The organism is Rhodococcus sp. M8, from assembly GCF_015654185.1.
GTDB classification, from domain to species: Bacteria; Actinomycetota; Actinomycetes; order Mycobacteriales; family Mycobacteriaceae; genus Rhodococcus; species Rhodococcus aetherivorans.
The window spans coordinates 5141612-5159922 of record NZ_CP064065.1 but is presented as its reverse complement, the minus strand read 5'-3'; the positions used below and the strand labels follow the sequence as shown (position 1 = coordinate 5159922).

Sequence of the window (18311 nt, the reverse complement as noted above, 5' to 3'; positions counted from 1 at the left end):
GATTACGAGACGACCGATACGTCGCCCTGAGGGTGAGACGGGCATCACATCGGCTCGTCACTTGAACAGTAGAGCTACCCGCGGGCGGTGCCTGTCCGGACTTCGCGTCAGGCTGTCCGCGGATCGCGGTTGTGGGCGATGGCGACTGTGCCGATCAGAGGAAGCGGTCGCCGCCGCCGACCGAAAGGGATTGGCCGGTGACGAATCCGGCGCCTTCGCTGGCCAGATATGCGACGGCCTCGGCGACGTCATGAGGCTCACCCCGGCGCTGGACGGACTGGCCGGCGATGACCTGGTCGAAGAACCCGTCGACGTCGACGCTCATGGCCAGGACCTGGTCGGTGGCGATCAGTCCGGGCAGGATGCAGTTCGCTGTCACACCGAACGCGCCGCCTTCCTTGGCGAGGACGCGAGTGAGACCGATGATTCCGGCCTTGCTGGCGATGTAGGCCGACTGGCCCGGAGTGCCGATGAGCACTGTGCCCGACGAGCACGTCACGATCCGTCCGTAGCCCTGCTTCTTCATGTGGGCGAATGCGGCATGTGCACACGTGAAGGTGCCGGTCAGGTTCACATCGACAACCTGTCGGAAGACCTGTTGGGTCATGTCCTCGAAGGGCACCCACGGGTAGATCCCCGCCATCGCCACGAGCACGTCGAGTGATCCGGTCTGCGAGGCGAACTCGGCCGTCGCTTCCCGCACGGAGGCCTCGTCGGTGACGTCTACGGGGTATCCATGGGCAGTCGCTCCGGCGTCGCGCAAGCGGCGGACCGCGGCGTCGACGGAGTCCGGTTTCAGGTCGATGATGCCGATCGATGCTCCCTCCGCGGCCAGCTGCATCGCAGTCGAATAGCCGAGGCCGTTCGCTCCGCCCGTGATCAGCGCCGCTCGGCCGTGGTAGCGCCCGTTGCTGCTCATCTTGTCGAACCTTTCGCTCGATGTGGATCTGTCAGGTTTTTCGCGCCGTGAGTGTGGTGCGGGGACGTCACACCGCCGGGGACTGTTGTCAGCGGGACTGGCATGTGAGGACGTTGTGTTGCCGTGCCACGGCGAGCTGGTGGTCTGGATCGACGAGCTTGACCCGCGGGCGTCGGCTCTTCTTGCCGGCAGCGATCTCGTAGTCGTCGATCGCCCGGAACTCCTCTAGTCCGATGCTGTCCGGGACGAGATTCGCGATGTCGGGCGTCCGATCCGATCGGCACGCCAGACGGCCGCTGCGCCAGTCCTCAAGGAGTCCTTGCACCGTTTCGTGAGCGCAGCTCTTGTTCGTGCCGATCACGCCGGAGGGACCGCGCTTGATCCAGCCTGTGGTGTAGACACCGGGAAGCGGCTCGCCGATCCGGGGTCGACGACCCGTCCGTCATGATTCGGGATCGTGCCTCGCGCCGGGTCGAACGGGACACTCGGAATAGGCGTCCCGTGGTATCCGACGGCGCGGATCACCAGATCGCAAGACAGCTCCTCGAGCTCATCGGTTCCTCGCGCGGCAACTCGGCCGCTGTCGTAGACGAGTTCGTTGCGACGAAGGATAACCCGCTCGACGCGGCCGTCGCCGGTGAGTTCCACGGGTGACTGCAGGAACCTCAGCGAAACATGCCGCCCTGCCGGGGGTTCTTCGACGGCGAGCTTCGTCAGGAGCTCGGCGAGAACGCGCCGGTCGGTCTCGGTGGCGGAGACGTCGGCGTCGTCGATGTCCTGTCGGGAGACGCTGACCTGCAGGCCGGACGCCTCGCTGAGACCGATCAGCTCCGGAGTGGTGAACCCGGCCTCGAGTGGGCCACGTCGCCCCACCACGATCACTTCACGGATACGGGATTCACGCAGGGCGTCGAGGGCGTGGTCGGCAATGTCTGTCTGCGCGAGCGCCTCCGGGTCGCGCAGCAGCACCCGGGCCACGTCGAGCGCAACATTGCCGTTGCCGAAGACGACGGCTCGCTCGCCGGAGAGGTCGAATTGTCGATTCCGGAAGTCCGGGTGGCCGTTGTACCAACCCACGAACTCCGCGGCGGAATGGCTACCCGGCAGCGACTCCCCGGGGATACCGAGTTGCTTGTCGCGCATCGCACCGGTGGCGTAGACGACTGCATGATAATGGTCCACCAGGGTCTCGTGTGTGAGGTCCTGTCCGATGTCGACATTGAGGAAGAGGCGGAACCCGTCTCGCCTGGACGTGCGTTCGAAGCGCCGCTGGATCAGCTTCGTGCGCTGGTGGTCGGGTGCCACACCGAACCTGACGAGCCCACCCGGGGTGAGGAGACGCTCGAACATGTCGACCTCGACCTTGCAGGAAGGGTGGGCGAGCAGTTCTTCGGCCGTGTACCAGGCGGCGGGGCCGGAGCCCACGACGGCGACTCGCAGCGTTTCGGTCGTGTAATCGTCCGTGTCCGTGGAAGGCGGCGCTGCGACAGGGGTCGGGGGTTCGTTCCGATCGGCGTAGTAGCCGGCATTGAGTCGCTCGAAGAGATCGAAACCGGCGGGGAGCACGTCGTCGTAATCGGGGACGATCGCATCGACCGGGCAGGCGGGGATGCAGGCGCCGCAGTCGATGCACGATTCGTTGTCGATGTAGAGCATCTCGGCTGTGCCGTAGTCCGGCTCGTCCGGAGTCGGATGGATGCAATCGACCGGGCAGACCGCGACGCAGCTGGCATCGTTGCAGCAGTTCTGGGTGATCACGTGGGGCATGAGCGTCTCCTCGTCGACTTCGCCCGATGGTGCGGGGCGGATCACCAGGTTCCCGAACGAGCGAGTCACGTTCAGTGACATATGTTCCTTCCGGGCGAACCTGTTCCGGTTCCCGGATCATTTCTCGTATCCGGTGACTTCAGTCACCGCGGCGGGAAGCCGACGCTCCTACGTTGGCGCCATGACCACGAACATGACCAAGTGCCCGGTGGACTTCCACCCGCTGTCGCTTCACGTCCTGGCAGAGCCCCTGGAGTTCTGGCAGCGAGCCGAGCATTCCCCCGTCTTCTACTTCGAACCGATGAACTGCTGGGTCGTCGCCGACTGGAAGGAGTGCGAACGTGGACTGATCGATTTCAAGACGTTCTCCAGCAAAACGATTCAGGCCGTCCGCCTGACGCCGGAACTCGAGGAGCGCATTCCGGCAGAGATTCGAGCGATTGCGCCGAAGCTGATCGAGCAGGCATTCATCAACCTCGACCCGCCGGTGCACAACGTCAACCGTCGGAACTCCCAGCGCGCGTTGACTCCCCGCCACGTCGCCGAGTCCGAGGACGAGATTCGCAAGATCGCCAACACCGTGATCGACGAGATCGCCGCCAACGGCAGCGGTGATCTCCTGCACGAGTTCTGCCATCGATTCACCCTGAACTCGATCGCCGGGTTCGTCGGCTTCCCGAAGGAGGCGCTGCCGTCGTTCCGAAACTGGATCGACGATTGGTTCGGCCTCATCGAACCGGCCAGGCCCGAAGGGGTGGATGCTCCGCTGCCGTGCTCGCCGGAGGAACTCGAGGGCCGCTACCGCCGACTCGCCGACGCCCATGCGTTCTTCCTGAACTACCTCGCGGAGCGGAAGGCGAACCCCGGCGACGATCTCGCCTCCCGGATGCTCACCGAGACGAATCCCGACGGCACCCCAGCCATGTCCCTGGACGAAATCCTCACCCGCATGATCGAATTCGCCGCCGCCGGTAGCGACACGACCGCGAATCTCATCGCGCACATGGTGCGGATGTTCACCACGGATCCCGCGATGCTCGAGCGGGTGACGGCAGACCCCGGCCTGTGGGAGACCACGATCGAAGAGGGCCTGCGCCGGTTCGCGATCATCAATTGCCTCGTCCGTGTGACGACGAAGGACGCCGAACTCGGCGGGGTCACCATTCCCGCCGGATCCGTGGTCCTGTTCAATATTCCGGCCGCCAACGGGGACGCCTCCCACTTCAAGAACCCGCTGGAGTTCGACCCGTCCCGGGAGAACGTGGAGTCGCACCTGTCGTTCGGCAAGGGCCGTCACATGTGCATCGGTGCGCCACTGGCGCGCTTGGAGGCCCGCATCGCTCTGCAGGAGCTCTACCGGCGACTACCGGACCTGAAGGCGGACCTCGACCAGCCGCAGCAGTACGGTGCGGCCATCGGACTCCGGGCACTGCAGTCACTGCCGGCAACCTGGACTCCACGCTGAGCCGGTTGCCGAAGGTTGTCGAAGAAGTGTCGGCCTGGCGGCCGTGACCGTAGTCGTACGGCGGCCGTCGGGCCGGCTGGCAGAGAAGGAGATCGACATGCCGCGGATCATCTACACGCTCGAGGATTCGACCGTATACGAGGTGGACGCACCAGTGGGATACACGTTGATGGAGGCTGCCACCGAGAACGACGTGCCGGGAATACCCGCGGAATGCGGGGGCAACATGATATGCGGAACGTGTCACGTGCAGGTCGAGCCCGAATGGGCGGACAAGCTGGACGGTGCGGGAACCTATGAGGAGGATCTACTGGGATCGCTGCCGAATCACGCCGAGAACTCGCGACTGTCCTGCCAGCTCGAGGTGCGCCCCGAGCTCGACGGCATCGTGGTCCGGATTCCCGGCGTCACCCGCGGCGATCAGCTGACCTGATGCAGTCCGGCAGCGTCGACGAGCACCAGGCGCCGACCCTCTTGCCGTACGAGGTGCTGGCCCTGCATCCCCCGCAGGACCCGCGAGACCACCTCGCGCACGCTGCCGATCGCATTCGCGATGTCCTGGTGAGTGGTACGCGCAACCAACTGCCGATCATCACGAACGGCGATGTCGAGCAGATGGTGCGCCACCCGGGCCCGGACGGGAAGGAACACCCCCCGGGCCATCAGGTGTTGAGTGGTCTCGTTCTCCAGGGCGAGATAGCGGGCAACGGCCATCGCGGCGGCAGCATCCTCGCTGATCAGGCGGTGAAAGCGCTGCGGAGACAGCCGCAGGACCGTACTGTCCTGCAGCGCCTCGGCCTTGATCGAACAGTCGCTGATCGACCTGCCCGTTGCGCTCGTCGTCCCGAGAACGAACTCCGCCAGCCCGATGACCGCACCGGACGATGCATGACTGATGGTGAGCTCGCGACCCTGCGGGACCGACGCGGCAATCCGGATCAGCCCGGACAGGACCAGCGCCGGGGCCGCGCTGTCCGTCGATCTCGCACCACCGTAGAGCGTCTGGCCGGCCCGAAGGGGCACTTCGCGCGCCTCGACGAGGATCGCGGCGGCGGTGTGACGGGGCAGGGCTGCGAGAAAGCTCGATTCCCAAGCGGCACGGGAGGATTCGGGCAGCGAACAGCCATCGGTCGCTGCCGGTGTGCGCGCGGGTGTACGTGTTGGTTCCATGGTGGTTCTCCGTGCGGGTCGTTCACGTGATGTCGACGTCGAGCGAGGTAATGAGCTTTCGGCGCATGATCTTCCCGCTCGACGTCTTCGGCAGGTCGCCGACGAATCGGACCATCCGCGGTCGCTTGTACGCGGCCAGGTGCTGCGCCGAGAACTCGATGATCTCGTGCTCGGTCACCTCCGAGCCGTTCGCGCGGACGACGTAGGCGCAGGCGAGTTCGCCCTTGGTCTCGTCGGGCACGGCGCCTACCCCAACCATGGCCACGCCGGGATGAGCACTGAGCACCCGTTCGATCTCGGCGGGGTAGATGTTGTATCCGCCGGTGATGATCATGTCCTTCAGCCGGTCGACGATGAAGAGGAAACCGTTCTCGTCGCGCCGCGCGACATCACCGGTGCGCAGCCACCCGGCGTCGTCCAGCACCTCGCGTGTCGCGGCGTCGTTGTCGAAGTAGCCCTTCATGACGACGGGACCGCGGATCAGCAGTTCCCCCGCCTCACCCTCGGCGGCCTCACGCGCCGGGTCCCGCAGGTCGACCAGACGCACCTCCATCCCCGGCAGCGGGACGCCGATCGAGCCCTTCGGTCCCTGCGCGTGGAGGGGATGAGTCGTGCCCAGCCCGGCCAGTTCGGTCATTCCCCACAGCTCGATCAGTGGTGCGCCCGATCGCTGCTCCCAGCGTGCGATCGTGGCCTCCGGCATGGTCTGGCCCCCCACGGTCGACCGTGTCAGCGAGGAAAGATCCGCGCTGTCCAGCGCTGCATCGGCCAGCATCGCGGCATACATTGCGGGTACTCCCTCGAACATGGTGGCGCGATGGTCGCCGATCAGCTCGAGGGCCGTCACGGGATCGAATCGCTCCATCAAGACCACCGTGCCGCCCACGAGCCAGGTCGAGTTGACGGCGACATTGCCGTAGACGTGGGGAGCGGGCAGTGCCGTGACGACGATGTCCTCGGCGGTGCGTCCGTGCATGGTCGCGGTGAGTCCGAAATTCTGGATCACGGCGCGGTTGCTCTGCACCGCGCCCTTGGGGTGCCCGGTCGTGCCCGAGGTGTAGCCGATCGTGCATGCGTCGTCGAGTCGCGGCTGCGGCAGCGGAAGATCGGCAGGTGCGTCGAGAAGTGTCCGAAACGCCACGGTGCCGGGCACAGCCGAGGATCCGAACACGATGACAGAGCATTCCTGGGGGATGCGAGTCGTCGCCTGGACGAGCTTTTCCGCCTGGTCCTCGCCGACGAAGACCGCTGCCGAGCAAGCGTCGCGGAGAACGTATGCCACCTCGTCGGTCGTCAGCATGACGTTGATCGGATTGACCACGGCACCGATCTTCAGCGCGCCGTGATAGGCCACCAGCCACTCCCAGCGATTTTGCGAGTACAGCGACACGGTCTGACCGGGCTCGATGCCCCGGGCGTGGAGGGCGCCGGCGACCCGGTTGCTGGCGGACTCGAGTTCGGCGAAGGTCAGGGTCCGATCGACCGTGATCAGAGCGGTCTTGTCTGCGAAGCGGGCAGCGGCGTGTGGCAGGACCTGCGCTGGGCCGTTCAGCATGATTTCACTTCCGTTCGTGGATTTTTGGCGTAGGGCGACAGGCGTCGACCAGCCTCTGTGGTCGACGTCGAGGGAGGGGAGGCGGGGAGCGGCCGCTAGCGGTGTGTGGTCTTCAGGGTTTCGGCGGGCAGCTCACCGAAGCAGTCCCGGTAGATGCTGGCGAAGCGTCCGAGGTGTTTGAAACCCCATCGATTGGCGACACGGGCGACGGTGTGGGTCGAGGGCTCCGCGATCTGCAGGTCGCTGCGAGCACGAGTGAGGCGTACCTGACGGAGATAGGCCATCGGCGTGGTGTCCAGGTGTTTTCTGAAGCCTTCCTCCAACGAACGCACGCTCGAGTGCACGCGCTCGGCCATATCGCCCACCGTGGTGAAGGCCATGGGGTCCTCCTCGATCAGCTCTTGCGCGTCACGGAGCGGACCGATGGGACACGCCTTGGCCGGTCGGTGGATCAAGTCGGAGAAGTTGTTCGGCTGGGACAACACGAGTGACGTCGTGACGACGTCCGTCAGCAGCGCGGCACCTCGCAGGTTCTGCGCGATGCCATCGGCCTGGGTCAGCTCGATACGGAGCATCTCCAGGGCTCGCCCGAGCGCGGCACTGTTGCCGTTCGACAGGTCGAACTCAGGATGGAACTTCAGGGGATCAGCGACCGGTCGACCCAGCATCTGGACCAACTGCCGTTCGAGGAGCTCGGTATCGATCCGCACGGTGATCAGCTCCGTGCCCGGCGCCCAGTTCTCGAAGTAGGTCGGCTCGTGGGGATAGATGATGACACCCCGGCTACCGGAGACGACATGGGTCGAGCGACCCGAGGTGACATCCAGGCTCCCCTCGCTGGCGAGGCAGAGGACATAACACGACGGCGGAAGCGCGGTCACCCGGACATCCGTCCCGAACTGAACCTTTCCGAACGCCAGTCCGGGGAGCCTGGACACCCGCACCTTGAGGTTGAAGTCGCGCGCAGATCCGAGGACGTCGAGGCGCGACGGCGCATACGTCTCGGTGATGATGTCGAGAGCCGTCTCGGGGTGAAGGACCGTCAGGCCGGTGACCAGATCGGTCGTCGCATGTTTGGCCATGGCAGGTGTCCCCTCCGGGTGCGGAGATACTGTCTTACTCACTGTCGCGATCACGATCGTTCATTCCAACCAACAATTCGGTCCGACACTCTATTCTGCGCGACTGTCCGTCCAGGTCAGACGCTCACCGGGGCCGAGGCCCCGAGCCGGGCGGCGAGCCACGCTCCGGCGGCGGCGATGGACCGATCCGCCTCGGGCGCCCGCCCGGCCATGAACTGGTAGACGTGCTGCTGGCCCTCCTCGACGACGAAGGTGACGTCGACGCCGGCCTGCCGGGCACGGGCGGCGAACCGCTCTCCGTTGTCGAACAGACACTCGATGTCGCTGGCGGTCATGTAGACCGGCGGGAAGCCCGTCAGATCTGCGTGGAGCGGGTTCGCGCGCGGATCGGCCGCTGCGCCGGTGTCCTGGATGTAGGCCGCAGCCATCTCCTCACACAGTGGCCGTTTGGCCAGAGCGTCGAACTGCTCGTTGGTGTCGAGCGTGCCGGGCAGGGACTCCAGATCGAGCCACGGGGAGAACCCGAGCACGGCAGCAGGGAGTTCGATGCCGTTGTCGCGCAGACGCACGACCGTGGACAAGGCGAGGCAGGCACCCGCGGAGTCGCCGGCGAAGGCGATCTGTGCCGGCTCGACGCCCTGGTCGAGCAGCCACGCGTAGGTCGCCTCCGCGTCGTCGATGGGCGCCGGGTACGAGAACTCGGGTGCCTGCCGGTAGTCCAACAGCAGCACCTTGCGGTTCGCGGCCTTGGCGAGGTGACCGGCGAGCTTGCGGTGGCTGTGAATACTCTGAACCACGAACCCACCGCCGTGGAAGTAGACGATCACACCGTCCTGGTCGGCGCCCCTCGGCTCGCACCACATGCCGGGCCGTCCGCCGGCGTCGGTGTCGCGGTAGGTGACGTCGGTCGGCTCGCCCGTCACAAGATGGATCTGGTCGAGCAACGCCCGTCGAAGCGCCAGGTCGATGTCCGGAGCGGTAGTCAGGAGTGCGACGGTCGCTTTGTAGTGGGTCTCGAGCGCGGTGGACTGCGGACTGGGCATCGATACTCCTAGTTTTCCAGTGAGGTCACGTGCCGGAACCGGTCACGGACGTGGGTGGTGTGGGCTCCCAGGGGCCCGGGGTGTTCGAGGATGCGGTCGGGAACCGGCCAGGGTGACGAGCCGACGCCGAGGACGGGTGAGACACGGTTTTCGCCGTTCCGGGCGTAGCGGAGGATCCCGCGCCGGTGCCACACGGGATCGTGGGCGACCTCGTCGAGTTCCCGCACGGGTTGGGCGGTGATGCCCCGTTCAGCGAGGACGGCGGTCCAGTGCGCCCGGGTCTGCCGACCGAGGACGCGCTCGATCTGCCCGTCGAGCTCCTCGTCTTCGCGGTGGCCGCCGGCTTCGGTGCGGGGTGCTCCGAGAGCGAGCGCCTCGCGCAGATCGTCTGCTTGCTGCGGCGCGGCGGCGAGAAAGAGCCAGCCGTCCGATGCCTGGTACAGACGCTGCAGCGCAGTCCAACCTCGACTGTCCAGTCCGGAGGGTTCCGGAAGTCTCGCGTCGTCGGGTCCGCCGTCGAACAGGTAGATCGCCTGCTGGAGCGTGGCGACATTTGTCAGAGAGGTGCTGACATGCTGGCCACGGCCGGTCCGGCTGCGGTGGAACAGGCCCAGAACCGCACCGAGGGCGCCCATGATGCCGGTATCGACGTCGCAGATCAGATAGGGCTGGTACATCGGCCACCCGCCGGAACCCCCGTACCGGCTGGACAAGCCGGTGACGGCGACCGCCTGGTTCTCGTGGCCCCGGCGAGCGCGCCACGAACCGCTGCGGGCGTATGCCCCCATGGAGACATACACCAGGTCCGGGCGCGTCTCACACAGCTCGTCATAGCCGAGGCCGTATCGCTCGATGGCGCCGTAGGCGTAGTTCTGCAGCACGACATCGCATTCGTCGACGGCAGCACGCACAGCGGCGAAGTCCTCCCGGTCCTGAACGTCGAGGTACACCGTCTGCTTGCCGCGGTTGGTATACGAGCCGTGGAACCCGTTGTTGCCGTCCGGGGCCGGGTTCGCGATCTTGACGACGTCTGCCCCGAGGTCCGCCAGAAGGCGCCCGGAGATCGGTCCGGCGACGACCTGCGACAGCTCGAGCACCCGCACGCCTGCGAGCGGGGGTTCGTCGGCCGTCGTGATCGGCACACGTGTCCGTGCGGGCTCGGCGACGAGCTGCCGGACGGCGTCCGCGTCGCCGTCGACCCGGCTCCGCGGCCCGAGAACCACCGGCGTCTCGCTGAGCTCCATGGCGGCACCGGCCATCGTCAATCGCCCGAACTCCGGGTCCTCGAGCTCGACGACCGTGCGTGATTGTCGGGCATGGTCGTTCTCGAGCCAGGAGCGCGGCGTCCGGACCTCCGCAGCCGAACTACGGAGCTCGAGCACGATCCGCTCCCAGTACTCGGCCGGGCGGGTAGCGACGAGATCGACGAACCGCCGCTCGGCGACCCGCTTGAGAACAGGATCGGTGAAGACCTTCGCCATGTCTCCCAGTCCGTCCGCGCACCAGGAATCCCACACCCCTGCGGCGACGAGCAGACCCTCGACGAACCGGGGATAGGACACCTGATCGAGGAATCCGCCATCGCTGCACCGGTAAGAGCCCAGGAACGCCTTGGGGAGATCCTCGCGGGGACCGACGAAGTCCGGGAACTCGAGGTGGAAGCCGATGACCTCCAGCATGGCCTCGGAGAGTGGTACCTCCAGGTAGGCTCCTCGCCCGGTGCGTTCCCGGCGGTACAAGGCAGTCACCATGCGGAGGGCGCCGAGGATGCCTGCGGTGTTCGAGGCCAGGGGAAGTGCCGTCAGGAGCGGTCTGCCGGGGTCGTCGAGGGAGGCGTTCGCGCGGGCTTTCCAGTCCCAGTGCTCACGCAGTCGTCGGTAGCCCGCCGTTGCGCTCAGCACGACCCCCTCCCATGCGGGAAGTGTCGAGCGAGGGTCGGCGGCGGCGAATCCCGGCAACGAGCAGTACACCAGGCCGGGATTGGACTCGGTGAGCTCGACGGCACCCAGTCCCAGCTTGTCCATGACGCCCGGCCGGAAATTCTCGACCACGACATCCGCACGCAGACACAGGGCACGCGCCGTTTCACGGTCGGCCTCACGAGTGAGATCGAGAACGATGCGTTGCTTGCCGCGGTTGAGATACGCGTCGGGCAGCCCGGCAAGCCGGGGACCTTCGGGAGGGTCGATGTGCACGACATCCGCGCCGTTCTGCGCCAGAAGTTCGGCAGCGAGCGGTCCAGCGACGTACTGGCCGAAATCGATGACGCGAACGCCGTCGAGAGCACCAGGCATGCGTTTCCTCCAGAAAGTCCACCGCAGAGATTCACGTCACATTCGACGCTGACTCCGAGGCTAGTCACTCGGAAAACGGCGGAATGTCCTCGAGTCGCGCCGGGCTATCCGCCGATCGCGGCGTTGCGCCGGATTACAACCGGCTGGTTGCTTCTGCTTCATGTGCGTGGTCAAGATGCAATCGCCCGCCCCAAGTGCCGATCGCGCGCAGCCGGTCGGATCGCTACGGACACCAGCACACCACTTCGAGGAGCTGTACCGCATGTACGCCATCACCGCGGCCACCGGTCACTTCGGCCGTCACGTCATCGATGAGCTCATCGCGCAGGGCGTACCACCGGCCGATATCCGGGCGGTGGTCCGGACGCCGGCGAACGCGGCCGACCTTGCCGAGCGCGGAGTACAGGTCCGCAAGGCCGACTACAACGAGCCGCAGGCACTTGCCGCGGCGCTGGAAGAAGTCGAAGATCTGCTGCTGATCTCGGGAACCGACTTCGGCAATCGGATCACCCAGCACACCAACGTCATCGAAGCCGCTGCCGCATCCGGGGTACGGCACATCGCCTACACGAGTGTTCTTCGCGCCGACTCCAGCAGCAACCCTGTCGCAGCAGAACATCTCGGCACAGAAGAGGTCCTCCGAACCAGCGGGATCCCTCACACTCTCCTGCGGAACAGCTGGTATGCCGAGGTCTACCTCGACCAGCTTTCCCAGTTTTTCGAAACAGGCACGATCCTCGGGGCGGCGGGACAAGGACGGATTTCCATGGCTGCTCGCCGAGACTATGCCGAGGCCGCAGCCGCCGCGCTGTCCGCACGACCGACAGAACCGGTCACGGTCTACGAACTCGGCGGCGACCCCCGTACCCTCGCCGAACTCGCCGAAACGATCAGCGACGTCACGGGAACCGCAGTTCGATACAGCGATCTGAGCGCGACCGTCTACGCCGCCGCGCTCAATGCCGGTGGACTTCCGTCCGAGGTGGTCGCTCTGTCGGTAGCGATCGACGAGTCCATCGCCCGGGGTGACCTGGCGACCGACAGCAGAGAACTCGAGCGGCTGCTCGGCCGACCGATCACACCTCTGCGCGAGCTCGTCACAGATGCGCTCGATCGTCTCGGAATCACAATGCCGAGGTAGGGGGAGCTGGCGGCCGTGGCCTCTCGCAACCCGCTCTTCCGCGTCGTCGACGGCTGTGAGTCGACGAACGGATACGCCGGGTGGCAGATTCGACACATACACGCCCCTCGAAATGGGACCGGCTGTCTGTGACAGGGCCGTCGCCCGTCCATAGTCGGCCGCTTCGGGTGTGGAAACGCGCGAACCGGGGCACCCTTGGAGAGTCTGTCCCGCGAAGCGACGAGCACGGAGGTGCCATGCCAGACCTGGACGGCGGAACTGCCGCCCCATCCCTGGGCGTCAGCCCGCCCCGAGCGAATCCACCCGACGAGCACGCTCGGGGGACAGGACCGGAACACACCGCCGACGGGCACCTGGTCGAGGCCCAGTCCGAGGACTTCTCCCATGCCAGAAACCTCGCGGTGGATCCCGACTGGTTCAAGACCGCGGTGTTCTACGAGGTCCTGGTGCGCGCCTTCAACGACTCGAACCACGACGGGACGGGTGATCTGCGCGGGCTGACCGAGAAACTCGACTACATCGCCTGGCTGGGCGCCGACTGTATCTGGCTGCCACCGTTCTACGACTCCCCGCTGCGCGACGGCGGGTACGACATCCGGGACTTCCGGGCGGTGCTCCCGGAGTTCGGCACCGTCGACGACTTCGTCACGTTCCTCGACGAGGCGCACAAGCGCGGTATCCGCGTGATCACCGACCTGGTCATGAACCACACGTCCGACACGCACGCGTGGTTCCAGGAGTCGCGTACGGACCCGGACGGCCCGTACGGCGACTTCTACGTGTGGTCCGACACCGACGAGCGCTACCCGGATGCGCGCATCATCTTCGTCGACACCGAATCCTCCAACTGGACGTGGGATCCGGTGCGCAAGCAGTACTACTGGCACCGGTTCTTCTCGCACCAGCCGGACCTGAACTACGACAATCCCGAGGTGCAGGACGCGATGATCGACGTCCTGCGCTTCTGGCTCGACCTGGGGATCGACGGGTTCCGGCTGGACGCGGTGCCCTACCTGTTCGAACGCGAGGGCACCAACTGCGAGAACCTGCCCGAGACACACGCGTTCCTGAAGAAGTGCCGCGCGGTGATCGACGCAGAGTATCCGGGCCGGGTGCTGCTGGCGGAGGCGAACCAGTGGCCCAGCGACGTGGTGGAGTACTTCGGCGAGCCGGAGGTCGGCGACGAATGCCACATGGCGTTCCACTTCCCGCTCATGCCGCGCATCTTCATGGCGGTGCGGCGCCAGAACCGGTTCCCCATCTCCGAGATCCTCGCCCAGACACCGCCGATTCCGAGCAGTGCGCAGTGGGGCATCTTCCTGCGCAACCACGACGAGCTGACCCTCGAGATGGTCACGGACGAAGAACGTGACTACATGTATGCCGAGTACGTCACCGACCCGCGGATGCGGGCGAACATCGGCATCCGGCGCCGGCTGGCCCCGCTGCTCGAGAACGACCGCAACCAGCTCGAGCTGTTCACGGCTCTGCTGTTGAGCCTGCCCGGCTCGCCGGTGCTCTACTACGGCGACGAGATCGGGATGGGCGACAACATCTGGCTCGGCGACCGCGACGCCGTGCGCACGCCGATGCAGTGGACACCCGACCGCAACGCGGGCTTCTCGCGGGCGGACCCCGCGCGGCTGTACCTGCCGACGATCATGGATCCGACCTACGGCTACCAGTCCGTGAACGTCGAGCGGCAGATGAACTCGACGAACACGCTGCTGCACTGGACGCGCCGGATGATCCAGGTCCGCAAGCAGCATCCGGCGTTCGGCAAGGCCGCCTTCACCGAATTGGGCAGCGCCAACCCGGCCGTCCTGTCGTACCTGCGGGAGATGCCGCTCGGCCCGGACCGCAACTACAGCGACGTCATCCTGTGTGTGAACAACCTGTCCCGATATCCCCAGGCCGTCATCCTGGACCTGTCCCGGTTCGCAGGGTGGATTCCGGTGGAGCTCACCGGTTCCGTCCCGTTCCCACCGATCACGGAGGAGGGGTACATGATCACCCTGCCCGGTCACGGTTTCTATTGGTTCGCGCTGCAGCCCGATCCGACGAGGGAAGGCGTCGGCGAACATCCGGTGAGCAGCGAAGCCGAGGCGGCGGTGCAGCCATGAGGGATCCGAACGTGCAGCACTACTCCGATGCGGAGCTCGAGGCCCTGCTGGCCGAGTGGCTTCCCCACCAGCGTTGGTTCGCCGCCAAGGGCAGAACCGTCGCCGCCGTCCGGATCATGCTGCGGGAACCGCTCACCGACACCCCCGCGTTCGGAGCGGACCACCTGCTGGTGACCGTCGAGTTCGAATCCGGCGCCGAGCAGATCTACCAGGTGCCGCTCGGGTATCGCCCGCACCTGCCCGACGAGCTGGCACCCTGGGCGCTGCCGCGGCCCGACGGGAGCGGCGACGACCGCCCCCACGCCTACGACGGCCTGCGCGACCAGGAGATCATCGACCTGTACGCGCACTCGATCGCTACCGGGCAGGTGTATGGCCCGGTCGAGCTGCACACCGTGCCCGGCACGGTCATCGAGGAGGGACTGCGCGGGCGGGCGCTCAGCGCCGAGCAGTCCAACACCTCCGTCGCGCTGGGCGAGCAGTTGCTGCTCAAGCTCTTCCGCCGGATCACTCCGGGCGTCAACCCCGACGTGGAACTGCACCTCGCGCTCGGCGAGGCGGGCTGCCGGTCGGTCGCCCCCGTGCGCGCGTGGATCGACGCCGAGATCGGCGGCGTGCGCACGACGCTGGCGATGGTGCAGGACTTCGCGGCCAACTCCGCCGACGGCTGGTCGATGGCTCTGGGCAGCGTGCGGGACCTGCTGCTCGAGGCCGACCTGCGGGCGGACGAGGTGGGCACGGACTTCGCCGGCGAATCGCAGCGGATGGGCGCGGCCGTGGCCGAGGTGCACGCGCTGCTGGCGCAGTCCCTCGGGACGTCGCAGCGACCCGTCGGCGAGATCGTCGACGGCATGCTGCGCCGCCTGGACGCGGCCGGTGCCGTCGTACCGGAACTGGCGGAATTCGCCCCGGCGGTGCGGGAGCGGTTGGCGGAGGCGGCGGCCACCGGCACGACCACGGTGCAGCGGGTCCACGGGGACCTGCACCTCGGGCAGGTGCTGCGCACCCCGGAACACTGGCTGCTCATCGATTTCGAGGGCGAGCCCGCCAAGTCCCTCGACGAACGGCGGGAACCGGACAGCGCCCTGCGCGACGTGGCGGGGATGCTCCGCTCGTTCGACTACGCGGCCCACCACTCCCTGCACGATGCGACGTCGGAGGCTGCCGCCGCGCAACGCGAGTTCCGGGCGCAGGAATGGGCGCAGCGCAACTCCGCCGCGTTCTGCGACGGCTATGCGGGCGCGTCCGGCGCGGATCCGCGCGAGTCGGCCGCGCTGCTGCGCGCGTACGAACTGGACAAGGCCGTTTACGAGGTGGTCTACGAGGCCCGCCACCGGCCACAGTGGATCCGGCTGCCGCTCAACGCGATCCGTCGGCTGGTGCAGGCGACGTAGGGCTGTGGCCGTCGGTGGTATCCGCCAGGGGATCCTCACCCGAGGGTGCCGGGTCGTCGAGTCCGCCCCGATGCGGCCGGTGGACCGGGTCGATCGCGGCCGCCCCCCGGTCCGGGGAGGACCCTTTCCGGCGTGGTCGGCGCAGGTCCACGGAGGACCGGTGCCGGCCCGCGGCGGGTGTCGACCGGCCTCTCGCGGTGGCCCGGTGGCGCGGGCCCGGGCCCTCGGACCATCCGTGCACGATGCGTCGGTGCAGGCGTGCCAGGGGTGCCGGCGCCCACCAGTTCGCGTCGCCCATCAGCTTGATCAGTGAGGGAACCAGCAGCATGCGGACCAGCGTGGCGTCGATGACGAGGGCGAAGATCATTCCCAGTCCGATGAACCGCATGATCGTCATCGGGGAGAGCGCGAAGGCCGCGGTGACCGTACCGAGTATCAGCGCGGCGCAGGTGACGACACGACCGGTGAGGGCGGTACCGGTGTGCACCGCCGTCTCGGTCGACGCCCCCGCAGCATGCGCTTCGACCATCCGCGACATCAGGAAGATCTCGTAATCGGTCGACAGGCCGAACACGACGGCGAGGATCAACACGACCAGGGTGGGCTGGACGGGCTCCGGAGCCACACCGATGAGACCGGCGCCGTGTCCTTCCTGGAAGATCCAGGTCAGCAGCCCGAAGGTCGCCCCGAGGCTCAGTCCCGCCATGGCGACCGCCTTGACCGGCAGCACCACCGTGCCGAAGGCCAGGAACAGCAGCAGCAGTGTCGCGCCCACCATGACGGCGATCATGGTGGGCAGCGCCTCGGTGATCGCGTGATTGTTGTCGGCCTCGAGGGCGAACGGTCCGCCGACCTCGATCCGGGTTCCTGCCGGCGGCGCCAGCTCGCGCAGTGCTGCGACGGCCGCGTTCGCGCGCTCGACGTCCGATCGGTCGGTCACCGCCGCGGAGATGACGGTGAAATCCGAGGTCGTGGCGATGGGCTGCGCACCGGTGACCCCGTCGACGGCATCGGCCTGTGCCACGAACCCGAGGCTCGCATGCAGGGGCGGGGGTGAGCCGGCTGTTCCGTGCACCAGGACGGTGATGTCGCCACCAGGTGACCGAAATTCCTGGACCAGCTGTTCGGTGGCCGCGCGAACCGGATTGCCGGGCGGCAGCGAGGTGTAGCTGATCGAGCCGAACCGCGTCAGAAGGACCGGGGCCGCGAACACCACCAGCACGAGGGTGATCGGGACTGCGACGCGCAGCGGATGGCGCATCACCCGGTCGGCGACGGCTCCCCAGAATCGGTGGGCTCGCACCTCGCCGCGCTCGACCGCCCCGCGGCGCCAGGTCAGACCGTTGATCCGGGCACCCAGAACGGCCAGGGCCGCGGGCACGGCGGTCAAGGACAGCAGGGCCGCGCTGAGGGCGGCCGAGATGGCGCCCAAACCCAGCGACCGGATCACCTCCTGGGGAAAGACGAGCATTCCGGCGAAGGCACATACGAGCAGCAGCGCGGAAAAGCACACGGTGCGGCCCGCGGTGAGAACGGTCCGCCGAACCGCGTCGTTCGGCGAGGCGCCGGAGCGGAGTTCTTCCCGGAACCGGCTGACGATGAACAGTCCGTAATCGATGGCCAAACCGAGACACAGAAGGGAGGTGACGTTGAGGGCAAAGGCATTGACCGCGGTGAACATGGTCAGCAGCCGAAGCGTCCCGAGCGCGCTGAGCACCGACAGCGCGGCGACGAGAACCGGCACCGCCGCGGCGGTCAGTCCGCCGAAGATCATCACCAGCAGAATCAGGGTCAGCGGAAGCGACACCGACTCGGCGACGACGAGGTCGGTCTTCAGTTGTGTGTTGAACGAATCGTCGACCACGGTCTTGCCGGTCAGCTGGGTGTCGACTCCGGGAACCTGCAGCACGGACAGCAGATCGTGGTACGGCGGCCGATCACCCGACCCGGAATGCTGCAGGGTCACCGTCGCGAGCGCTCGGGTGCCATCGGCGGAGCGCAAGTACGGTTTCTCGACCACGGGCACCGTCCAGTAGGTGTCGACGCGCTCGACCCGGGTGCGATCGAGAGCGGCGAGGTGCCCGGCCACCTCGGGTCCGATGTCGTCGATGCTCTGCCCGGGTGGGGCGGTGTAGATGGCGACGATGTCCGGCTCCCGGCGGCCGAGGTGCTCCTCCACCTGGTGCGTGACGTGCGCGGCTTCGCTCCCGTCGTCGAGGAAGCCCTCGAACCTCAGATGGGGGAAGACCCCCAGCCCCCATGCGCCGCCGAGGACCAGCGCGGTGACGGTCACGATCAGCACGAGCCACCGGCGTGCGAGAAGAAATGCGGCCCAGCGGGTCATGGCCGTGGCGGAGG

The 18311-nt window shown here is 67.1% G+C and carries 14 protein-coding genes; 5 read left to right on the top strand and 9 right to left on the bottom strand.

Annotated features, from left to right (window positions below; genetic code table 11):
• Positions 1–154: 154 nt before the first annotated feature.
• The 3 genes from ISO16_RS23425 to ISO16_RS23420 form a co-directional block, all read right to left on the bottom strand.
• Positions 155–919: an SDR family NAD(P)-dependent oxidoreductase gene (locus tag ISO16_RS23425; RefSeq protein ID WP_072634498.1), complete on the bottom strand. Its 765-nt coding sequence runs from the start codon at positions 917–919 to the stop codon at positions 155–157.
• 88 nt (positions 920–1007) lie between these two features.
• On the bottom strand, positions 1008–1244 hold the full coding sequence (locus ISO16_RS29125) for a hypothetical protein (RefSeq protein WP_442800805.1): 237 nt from the start codon (positions 1242–1244) through the stop codon (positions 1008–1010).
• A gap of 32 nt (positions 1245–1276) precedes the next feature.
• Positions 1277–2686, bottom strand: coding sequence for an FAD-dependent oxidoreductase (locus tag ISO16_RS23420; RefSeq protein ID WP_442800804.1), 1410 nt, complete (start codon positions 2684–2686; stop codon positions 1277–1279).
• Between ISO16_RS23420 and ISO16_RS23415 the strand changes: the two genes are divergently transcribed.
• Both ISO16_RS23415 and ISO16_RS23410 read left to right on the top strand, forming a co-directional pair.
• The gene (locus ISO16_RS23415; protein WP_195886175.1) at positions 2685–4151 is read left to right on the top strand and encodes a cytochrome P450; all 1467 of its coding nucleotides are present in this window, start codon (positions 2685–2687) and stop codon (positions 4149–4151) included. The genes ISO16_RS23420 and ISO16_RS23415 overlap by 2 nt on opposite strands.
• 43 nt (positions 4152–4194) lie before the next feature.
• A complete protein-coding gene (locus tag ISO16_RS23410) occupies positions 4195–4584 on the top strand; it encodes a 2Fe-2S iron-sulfur cluster-binding protein (RefSeq protein ID WP_230304422.1) in 390 nt (129 codons plus the stop codon).
• Here ISO16_RS23410 and ISO16_RS23405 read toward each other — a convergent pair.
• The 5 genes from ISO16_RS23405 to ISO16_RS23385 all read right to left on the bottom strand — a co-directional run bounded on the left by ISO16_RS23405 (position 4572) and on the right by ISO16_RS23385 (position 11295).
• Positions 4572–5321, bottom strand: coding sequence for a Crp/Fnr family transcriptional regulator (locus ISO16_RS23405; RefSeq protein ID WP_083662403.1), 750 nt, complete (start codon positions 5319–5321; stop codon positions 4572–4574). The genes ISO16_RS23410 and ISO16_RS23405 overlap by 13 nt on opposite strands.
• A gap of 22 nt (positions 5322–5343) precedes the next feature.
• Entirely contained in the window at positions 5344–6876 is a 1533-nt protein-coding gene (locus tag ISO16_RS23400) for a class I adenylate-forming enzyme family protein (RefSeq protein ID WP_072634495.1), read from the bottom strand.
• A gap of 95 nt (positions 6877–6971) precedes the next feature.
• Complete coding sequence (locus ISO16_RS23395) at positions 6972–7958, bottom strand: AraC family transcriptional regulator (RefSeq protein WP_072634494.1); 987 nt, start codon at positions 7956–7958, stop codon at positions 6972–6974.
• Positions 7959–8074: 116 nt separating this feature from the next.
• Positions 8075–9001 (bottom strand): alpha/beta hydrolase, encoded by a 927-nt coding sequence (locus tag ISO16_RS23390; protein ID WP_072634493.1) that lies wholly within the window; start codon positions 8999–9001, stop codon positions 8075–8077.
• A gap of 8 nt (positions 9002–9009) precedes the next feature.
• On the bottom strand, positions 9010–11295 hold the full coding sequence (locus ISO16_RS23385; protein WP_072634492.1) for a CaiB/BaiF CoA-transferase family protein: 2286 nt from the start codon (positions 11293–11295) through the stop codon (positions 9010–9012).
• Between the two features lie 262 nt (positions 11296–11557).
• Between ISO16_RS23385 and ISO16_RS23380 the strand changes: the two genes are divergently transcribed.
• The 3 genes from ISO16_RS23380 to ISO16_RS23370 all read left to right on the top strand — a co-directional run bounded on the left by ISO16_RS23380 (position 11558) and on the right by ISO16_RS23370 (position 15953).
• Positions 11558–12436, top strand: a complete 879-nt coding sequence (locus ISO16_RS23380; RefSeq protein WP_072634491.1) for an NmrA family NAD(P)-binding protein — start codon at positions 11558–11560, stop codon at positions 12434–12436.
• A 401-nt stretch (positions 12437–12837) separates the two neighbouring features.
• Positions 12838–14559 (top strand): maltose alpha-D-glucosyltransferase, encoded by a 1722-nt coding sequence (gene treS / locus ISO16_RS23375; protein WP_072634490.1) that lies wholly within the window; start codon positions 12838–12840, stop codon positions 14557–14559.
• Positions 14556–15953 carry a maltokinase N-terminal cap-like domain-containing protein gene (locus tag ISO16_RS23370; protein WP_072634489.1) on the top strand — a complete coding sequence of 466 codons (1398 nt, stop codon included), beginning with the start codon at positions 14556–14558 and terminating at the stop codon, positions 15951–15953. Before treS ends, ISO16_RS23370 begins: the two co-directional genes overlap by 4 nt.
• Here ISO16_RS23370 and ISO16_RS23365 read toward each other — a convergent pair.
• Positions 15919–18297: an MMPL family transporter gene (locus tag ISO16_RS23365; protein WP_072634488.1), complete on the bottom strand. Its 2379-nt coding sequence runs from the start codon at positions 18295–18297 to the stop codon at positions 15919–15921. The genes ISO16_RS23370 and ISO16_RS23365 overlap by 35 nt on opposite strands.
• Positions 18298–18311 lie beyond the last annotated feature (14 nt).